The sequence below is a fragment of the Microcoleus sp. S13_C3 genome, assembly GCF_036700905.1.
GTDB lineage: Bacteria > Cyanobacteriota > Cyanobacteriia > Cyanobacteriales > Microcoleaceae > Microcoleus.
This window is the reverse complement of sequence record NZ_JAUBPT010000238.1, coordinates 2,749-8,569: the sequence shown is the minus strand read 5'-3', so window position 1 is coordinate 8,569 and position 5,821 is coordinate 2,749. Positions and strand designations below refer to the sequence as shown.

Here is a 5,821-nt window from a genome sequence, read left to right as displayed (position 1 = left end):
GTCCCGCCCGTCCAAAAAGGACGGGCGGGACGCCCATCCCACAATAACAATTAAAATTGTAAGTTATCTGGGGGGGGTGACAAAGAGGTCTACGAGATAGACTGTATAAGGGTTGCAGCCCGCCTACCTTGTTGATAAAAGCGGCGTTTAGAAGGAGTTAACTGGCGTTTACTGTTCCACCTCCAAAGAATATTGTTCTAGATAATTAACCCACTTTTCTCCATCTAATCCAACACCAAATGTACTCCGTCTGCGATATTTCTTCTTGGGTTCTTTGCGACGAGATACATATTTTTGTACCTGCTTTTTCTTCAGTTCAGTACCTTGAAATATTGCCCAAGTGTACGCCAGTGTCATGAGCAGAATCATGTTAATAAGTCGGTTCCCTTTGAGGCTTGTTCCTTCAAGCTCGTAGCCTCCTGTTTTACAGTCTCGGAACATTTCTTCAATGCCCATCCGCTGCTTATAAGCATTGAGCGCTGCTCGCAATGAGCCTAAGTCCGTGAGAATAAACCCGGCTTCTTTAACTTGATATTTCCCATAGTTCCTTTTCCACTTACAAGCAAGCTCAAACCCGGTAGTAGGTAGAGTTTTCCTCACTCTTTTCCCTTGAACATACAAACAAGTTCCGGGTACTATTCCTAATTCATCCAACCGTTGCCAAACTAAATGTTCTGTTTCGATACACAGATTCTTTTTCAGTCTTAAGCAAAAAGACACACCCTTTTCCTTAAGCCAGTTTGCCAAATCAACAGAACAAAATTCACGGTCTCCTAAAACGATGAGTTTATATTCTGAAAATAATGGTAAAACTTGCTGTAAATTGGTAGTCTGTGACTCGAAGGTACTGTTTCCCAATTTGGGCAACAGTGACCAGTATAATGGAATTGCTCTTCGCTCCCAGATCAGGCTAACCATAAAGAGATTTATGCACCCCCATTGACTGCGGTCGATGGATCTTGATAAACGAGTACCAATGGGGCAATAAGTGGTCAACCAATAAGTAATTAATGGGAACCAAATTAATGAGATAGTTAAATTGGGTAAATCCAGAAATATTTGTAGTTTTCTGCGCCGACTTTCCGTTGTAATTGGATAAGGGAATACCGGTGCCAGTCGTTCTAATCTCACTTGTTTTTCTGATTGCATCACCCTGGGCAAAGTTGTCATTACAAGAAACTGAGCTGATGTCAGTTGTTTTTTTAAATGAGTCTGGTAAAATGTTGGTATCATTATTTTTGGGATAGGCAAGCGTGTAACAATTATGCTGCCTATCTTTTTTGAGCAGCGGATTGGCTCAATCCTCACCACCTCTGGGTTTCAGGCTGGTTGTCACCCCCCCAGGTAAGTTATTTAATTCGCGATCCTAAGCGCTTGAAACCGCCCCTGCTTACAGTGGCAAAAGATGTTCCGAGCACTACAGAACGAACACTCGTTAAGATAAACGCCCAAAAAATGAAAGACTGAGGATCGATCGATTTAATTCCCGAATATACCAGTACCGGAACTGTACCCGCAGCCTTCCAGACAGCCATTACTGGCCCGATTCAAAGTAAAATAGCGATAACTGATAAAGGTTTTTGACTGCCAATAACAGCCATTTCGATTAAGCTTTTTAGCGAAAATCCCCTTTTCAGCAAAACGGCAATCAAAATTGCCATCGAAGCCAGAAGTGGAGCAACTATAAAATAACCTTGGATGGCACTGACTAAAAGTAGAATAAATGAAATAATTACAAAAAATAGCAAATCCATTATTGATGGGCTTTCATGTATTCTCTTAGTAAGGAGTTGATCTGGGTTTGATAACCACGACCTTGAGATTTAAACCACTCCAAAACATCACTGTCAATGCGTAAGGTAACTTGAGCTTTAGTCTTAGGATTGGGCAAGCCTCGCTGAACTACGGCTTTAGCAAACATTTCATGCGTAATTTCAGGGCAATCAGAGAAATCAATATCTTCATCAGTCATGGCATCTAGGCGTTCCCAATCAGTTTGAGATTTGCTCGAAGTAAATTCGTTGTTCATATTTAGTTGCTTTTAAGCGCGGAAATAATGCGGGTATATTCCTCTCGTTCTGTATGGACAATAGCGACTACTCGCCCTTGCAACAAACCAAAAGTCACAAACCTCTCCTCCCCATAACTGAATCGTTCGTCCTCAACCTTAACGATTTCTCCATCAAAAACTAATGGAACGTCGATAAAGTCAATTCCATGTTTGCTAAGGTTGGTAAGACGTTTAGCCTCATCCCACTCAAATTCCATACCTGGATTCTCACTAGATATGGTAACTACAATTTGTCGTTACAGCCACTCAGTTTAACAGATATTTGGATTGTTCAGCTAAAGCCGATCGCCCCCTTCGCCCCTCCCCATCCCAGATATCACCACACCCCTGTGTGCCCGACACCGCAGTCCATTAAAACAAAACGCTAAAATAGTAGCTCATACAATTTTGGAGTTAATATTTGACACTTGCACCAGCGCGCGAAATCGTCCTAGCTTGGCTCTCTGAGCGCGTTCCTGCTGCCCGCATCAAACATATCCTCGGAGTCGAACAAGTAGCAGGTGACTTGGCTCGCCATTACGGCCTCGACGAAGCAAAAGCCCGATCGGCCGGTTTGTTGCACGATTTGGCAAAATACTTCAAACCTCCACTGCTGCTGCAAATGGCCCAGAAGGAAGGTTTAGAGTTAGACTCAGTGTTGGAAGCACACCCGCATTTGCTGCACGCAGACGCCAGCGCGATCGTCGCCAGAGACGAATTCGGGGTGGTCGATCGAGAAATTTTGGACGCCATCGCCAATCACACCCTCGGCAGACCAAGCATGAGCCAGCTCAGTTGTACCGTATTCATAGCAGATACCATAGAGCCAAGCCGCGGCAACACAGCCCAACTAGAAGCACTGCGCGAGGTAAGCTGGCAAAATCTTTATGCAGCCGTGTGGCAAACTAGCGATTATTCTCTGAAATATTTGCTAGAAACTCGCTGCTACATCCACCCCCGCACCGTACTGACGCGGAATTGGGCGCTGCAAATGGCCCGCGAATCGCCGGAAACAGGAAATTCGACCCAGAAGTCGATCGAACAAATCACAAGTTAAAAGTAAAATTTATCAGCAATCCTGTTCTTACTTTTAGCTTCAACCTAACTCCTATTTCCCGTCTCAAACTGCCAACAACCGATCGCGAAAACGCACCGATTCCCCCTTACCCTATCAATTAGGAAATTAAACACTTAATGTCTGATCTAACCCAACTCGAATACTCCAGGGCTCAGTCTACAGCAACCGACGGCACCTCCCCAGACGAAGCTCGCGGCCTGATCATGACCGTTGCCCAAGCAGCCGATGACCGCAAAGCAGTAGATATTGTATTGCTCCGCGTGTCAGAAGTATGCTTTTTGGCAGACTACTTTGCGATCGTCACCGGATTTTCCAACGTGCAGGTACGCGCCATCTCCCAAGCGATAGCAGACCAAGTTGAAGAAGAGTGGCAACGCTTGCCACTGCGTACACAAGGGCTATCAGACGCTAGTTGGGTCGTCATGGACTACGGCGACGCGATCATTCACATTTTGAAGCCTCAAGAGCGCGAGTTCTACAATTTAGAAGCGTTCTGGGGACACGCCGAACGCATTGACTTTTCCCCCACGCCGTGAGGATGGCTAATGTGAAAAACGTTTCAGCTTCTATTTGTCCCGTTCCGCAAGAACAGCGACCGATAAATGAATACCAAGAACTTAAAGAATCCTGGTTTTTTAGCTGGGTAACACTCAATTGGCCCGGATACCTGGCAAAACTAGCTTGGGTGTGGGCTTGGAGTTGCTTGGTATCGGTGCCGATAGCTGCTTCTAGCTTTGCTCCCCTCAAGTATCCAGCTCAGTTTGTCCTGTGCGGTGCCGCAGGTGCCGGTTTTATTCTAGGATTAGCTTTGCTGCGGCTCTACTTGGGTTGGTTCTACGTGCGATCGCGCCTTTCAAATCCCACGGTCGTCTACGAAGAGTCTGGCTGGTACGATTGTCAATCTTGGCCTAAAACTCCCGAAGTTTTGCTTCAAGACCAGTTGATTGTCAACTACCAGCTAGAACCAATTCTTAGGCGTCTGCGGCAGACATTTTATGGTTTGACAGTATTGCTGGTAGCCGGGGGACTAATTTGGAGCTGTTTGTAATCGGGAACGGGACAGGGGAGTTTTGACTTTTGAGTTTTGAGTTAGAAACGCTCGCCAAAAGATTAACTTCACAACTCGCCATTCATAAATTACAACTCGCAACTCATAATATCGTTTCCGGCTGCATCGTCAGGTGATAAATTAGAGGGCAATTCATGAATGATTGTTACAAGTCGCCACCTATCTCGGCGCAATTTTCAGTTGTTCGATTCCCAGTCAACAGTCAACAGTCAACAGTCAACAGTCAACAGTCAACAGTCAACAGTCAACATCATGAGGAGTGCAACCGGAATTGATATAACTTCCACCGGCCCCAATCTAAAATCTAAAATCTAAAATCTAAAATTGATATGACAAGGGGAAAACGAACCCAAGCTCCAGAACTGGAAGTCACACTGCTGCGCGAAGGTATTGTGGAATCGAGGCACCGCGCCCAGGCGGCTGTCTCCGACAAGCGCGGGCGCGTTCTGTCTGTTGCCGGTAACTCGGAAACGGCCACATTTGTCCGTTCTTCACTCAAGCCTTTTCAAGCTTTGGCTGTGACGGGGACTGGCACTTTAGAACGCTACGAATTGACCGATCGAGATTTAGCGATTATTTGCAGTTCCCATCAAGGTACGATCGAGCAATCGCGCCAGGTATTTAACGTCCTGTGGCGCTGCGACATTGACCCCTCTAAACTTCAATGCCCCATTCCCGAAGGCAAAAAGAGCGCCCTGCAATACAACTGCTCCGGCAAACACGCCGGAATGCTGGCTGTCTGCCAGCAACTGCACTGGCCTCTGGACACTTATTTACGCCGCAAACATCCTGTCCAGCAGCTTATTTTGGGCAAAGTGGCTGACTTACTGGCAATGCCTGCCGAAGAGTTTATCAGCGCTCGCGACGACTGCGGCGCTCCTACTTATCTGTTGCAGTTGGGGCAAATGGCCTCTTTGTACGCTCAGTTAGCCTCCGGCAACAATGTGGATATGGAGCGGATTGTCCGCGCTATGACTCATCACCCGATGATGGTTGCCGGTGAGGGCAAATTTGACACGGAACTGATGCGCTTGACTCAAGGGGAATTGGTGAGCAAGTCCGGCGCCGAAGGGGTGCAGTGCATTGGCCGCGTGGGCGAAGGCATGGGCTTGGCAATTAAGGTGACCGATGGAGGAAAGCGTGCTCAATTTGCTGTGGCGATTCACTTGCTCAAGCAGTTGGGGTGGATTACTCCGACGATCGCCGAAACTCTTTCGGAGACTTACCTGACTCTCAGCGAGTTCAAGCGCTTGGAGGTAATCGGGGAAGTTTCGATGCTTTAGGGCGATCGAGTCTCGATCGCCGATTTCAGCAACCCCTCCCACAATCTAAAAAGTTTTTTGGATTTAGGGGTTGCAATTTTCAGAAAGATATGGTTATATTAGTAGAGAGACAAAAAGCGACGCGGGATAGAGCAGCCTGGTAGCTCGTCGGGCTCATAACCCGAAGGTCAGTGGTTCAAATCCACTTCCCGCCACCAAATTCAAGCGAACCCTGTAATCGTTAAGGTTTCAGGGTTTTGTTTTTGGAAACCACTAAAGAGAGACAAAGCGACGCGGGATAGAGCAGCCTGGTAGCTCGTCGGGCTCATAACCCGAAGGTCAGTGGTTCAAATCCACTTCCC

At 46.8% G+C, this 5,821-nt stretch carries 9 protein-coding genes and 1 tRNA gene; 6 read left to right on the top strand and 4 right to left on the bottom strand.

Features of this window, described 5'->3' with window-relative positions; translation table 11 throughout:
- Nucleotides 1–168: 168 nt before the first annotated feature.
- The 4 genes from QUA16_RS34410 to QUA16_RS34395 all read right to left on the bottom strand — a co-directional run bounded on the left by QUA16_RS34410 (nt 169) and on the right by QUA16_RS34395 (nt 2,268).
- Nucleotides 169–1,233, bottom strand: a complete 1,065-nt coding sequence (locus QUA16_RS34410; RefSeq protein WP_333109053.1) for an IS4 family transposase — start codon at nt 1,231–1,233, stop codon at nt 169–171.
- Nucleotides 1,234–1,547: 314 nt separating this feature from the next.
- Nucleotides 1,548–1,754 (bottom strand): hypothetical protein, encoded by a 207-nt coding sequence (locus QUA16_RS34405; protein WP_333109055.1) that lies wholly within the window; start codon nt 1,752–1,754, stop codon nt 1,548–1,550.
- Complete coding sequence (locus QUA16_RS34400; protein ID WP_333109058.1) at nt 1,754–2,029, bottom strand: BrnA antitoxin family protein; 276 nt, start codon at nt 2,027–2,029, stop codon at nt 1,754–1,756. Before QUA16_RS34400 ends, QUA16_RS34405 begins: the two co-directional genes overlap by 1 nt.
- 2 nt (nt 2,030–2,031) lie before the next feature.
- The gene (locus tag QUA16_RS34395; RefSeq protein ID WP_333109060.1) at nt 2,032–2,268 is read right to left on the bottom strand and encodes a BrnT family toxin; all 237 of its coding nucleotides are present in this window, start codon (nt 2,266–2,268) and stop codon (nt 2,032–2,034) included.
- A 203-nt stretch (nt 2,269–2,471) separates the two neighbouring features.
- On the opposite strand from QUA16_RS34395, the gene yqeK reads away from it, so the two are divergent.
- From yqeK to QUA16_RS34365, 6 genes are all read left to right on the top strand, one after another.
- Nucleotides 2,472–3,107, top strand: a complete 636-nt coding sequence (gene yqeK / locus QUA16_RS34390; RefSeq protein ID WP_333109061.1) for a bis(5'-nucleosyl)-tetraphosphatase (symmetrical) YqeK — start codon at nt 2,472–2,474, stop codon at nt 3,105–3,107.
- Between the two features lie 137 nt (nt 3,108–3,244).
- Complete coding sequence (gene rsfS / locus QUA16_RS34385; protein ID WP_333109063.1) at nt 3,245–3,664, top strand: ribosome silencing factor; 420 nt, start codon at nt 3,245–3,247, stop codon at nt 3,662–3,664.
- Nucleotides 3,665–3,666: 2 nt separating this feature from the next.
- Entirely contained in the window at nt 3,667–4,176 is a 510-nt protein-coding gene (locus QUA16_RS34380) for a CGLD27 family protein (protein ID WP_333109065.1), read from the top strand.
- 159 nt (nt 4,177–4,335) lie between these two features.
- Nucleotides 4,336–4,512, top strand: coding sequence for a hypothetical protein (locus tag QUA16_RS34375; protein WP_333109067.1), 177 nt, complete (start codon nt 4,336–4,338; stop codon nt 4,510–4,512).
- Between the two features lie 14 nt (nt 4,513–4,526).
- Nucleotides 4,527–5,480 (top strand): asparaginase, encoded by a 954-nt coding sequence (locus QUA16_RS34370; protein WP_333109069.1) that lies wholly within the window; start codon nt 4,527–4,529, stop codon nt 5,478–5,480.
- Between the two features lie 120 nt (nt 5,481–5,600).
- Nucleotides 5,601–5,677 (top strand) — tRNA-Met (locus QUA16_RS34365).
- Nucleotides 5,678–5,821 lie beyond the last annotated feature (144 nt).

Coding starts and splice junctions, on each gene's coding strand:
- QUA16_RS34410 (WP_333109053.1), bottom strand. CDS start 1,233: ATGATACCAACATTTTACCAGACTCATTTAAAAAAACAACTGACATCA.
- QUA16_RS34405 (WP_333109055.1), bottom strand. CDS start 1,754: ATGGATTTGCTATTTTTTGTAATTATTTCATTTATTCTACTTTTAGTC.
- QUA16_RS34400 (WP_333109058.1), bottom strand. CDS start 2,029: ATGAACAACGAATTTACTTCGAGCAAATCTCAAACTGATTGGGAACGC.
- QUA16_RS34395 (WP_333109060.1), bottom strand. CDS start 2,268: ATGGAATTTGAGTGGGATGAGGCTAAACGTCTTACCAACCTTAGCAAA.
- rsfS (WP_333109063.1), top strand. CDS start 3,245: ATGTCTGATCTAACCCAACTCGAATACTCCAGGGCTCAGTCTACAGCA.
- QUA16_RS34380 (WP_333109065.1), top strand. CDS start 3,667: ATGGCTAATGTGAAAAACGTTTCAGCTTCTATTTGTCCCGTTCCGCAA.
- QUA16_RS34375 (WP_333109067.1), top strand. CDS start 4,336: ATGATTGTTACAAGTCGCCACCTATCTCGGCGCAATTTTCAGTTGTTC.
- QUA16_RS34370 (WP_333109069.1), top strand. CDS start 4,527: ATGACAAGGGGAAAACGAACCCAAGCTCCAGAACTGGAAGTCACACTG.